1 protein-coding gene is annotated in these 520 nt (G+C 40.6%); it reads left to right on the plus strand.

The features are described from left to right. Window positions 1–520: Clp protease N-terminal domain-containing protein (locus ACFIO5_RS11025; protein ID WP_375705424.1), on the plus strand; the 520-nt coding region annotated here is incomplete at both ends.

Here is a 520-nt window from a genome sequence, read left to right on the forward strand (position 1 = left end):
TTGCTAATCAAGCGCGACATGAATATGCGACATTAGAGCATCTTCTCCTTGCTCTTCTAGATGATGCTGATGCAAGTTCAGTAATTCGGGCTTGTCAGGTAGATGTGGAAGAATTGCGAGAGCGCTTAACCAACTATATCCAATCAGAATTAGATGCACAAATGAGAAATGATGAGGATACAAAACCGACAACATTTTTCCAGCGTGTTATCCAGCGTGCAGTGATTCATGCTCAGTCAGCTGGGAAAGATGAAGTATCTGGGGCAAACGTTCTCGTTGCAATTTTTTCTGAACGTGAAAGTTATGCAGCATATTTCCTTCAAGAGATGGGCATGACACGCTATGATGTAGTGCGTTTTATTTCACATGGTATCACGCGTGATGATGGATTATCCATGTTACTTGAAGATCTCGAAGATCAATTGGATCAGCAGATATCGGATAATAGTATAAAGGTAACAAGTGCGCTGACTGCTTATTGTATTGATCTCAATTGTAAAGCACGTAATGGAAAAGTTGA

Source organism: Bartonella sp. AA86SXKL, assembly GCF_042196885.1.